The 843-nt window shown below is 64.4% G+C and carries 1 protein-coding gene; it reads left to right on the forward strand.

Going from position 1 to position 843, the window contains the following annotated elements:
• Positions 1 to 843: IS66 family transposase (locus CFB39_RS38465; RefSeq protein ID WP_144030401.1), on the forward strand; the 843-nt coding region annotated here is incomplete at both ends.

Below are 843 nucleotides of genomic sequence, written 5' to 3' on the forward strand. Positions count from 1 at the left end.
TCGACACCGTCCGCCTATACACGTTAGCCGGCGGCAAGGTTCACGGGGACGACACGCCGCTGCCAGTGCTGGCGCCCGGCAACGGTCGCACAAAGACAGGACGCCTGTGGGTCTACGTGCGCGATGATCGGCCGAGCGCTTCCGAAGAGCCGGCAGCGGTCTGGTTCGCCTACACGCCCGATCGACGGGGCGAGCATCCCCAGCAGCATCTTGCAGACTTCACCGGCGTGCTGCAGGCCAATGCGTTTGCCGGCTATGCCGAGCTGTATCGCGGCGGCACCATCCAGGAAGCTGCCTGCATGGCCCACGCTCGCCGAAAGATCCATGATCTACATGCCGTCCGTCCCAATGCGGTAACGGAGGAAGCGCTGCACCGGATCGGCGCACTCTACAAGATCGAGGAGCAGATCCGTGGCAAACCACCTGACGAGCGGCACAGTGTGCGCCAGGCACGAGCGGTGCCGCTGCTCGACGACATGAAACGCTGGTTCGAAGCGACGCTCGCCACGCTCTCTGCAAAATCCGACACGACCAAGGCGATTCAGTACGCGCTGAATCGCTGGCCGGCGCTCATCTACAACTGCAGCGACGGGCGTGCGGAAATCGACAACCTGATCGCCGAGCGAGCACTGCGCGGCGTCGCCCTCGGCAGACGGAATTACTTGTTCGCCGGCGCCGATTCCGGTGGCGAACGTGCCGCCGCGATGTATAGCCTGATTGGCACGGCGCGCTTGAACGGCCTCGATCCCGAGGCGTATCTCGCCTACGTGCTCGAGCGCGTCGCTGACCATCCGATCAACCGCATCGACGAGTTGTTACCGTGGAACGTGGCGTCGTCGCTGC

Source organism: Burkholderia sp. AU6039 (assembly GCF_002223365.1).
Classification (GTDB): Bacteria; Pseudomonadota; Gammaproteobacteria; order Burkholderiales; family Burkholderiaceae; genus Burkholderia.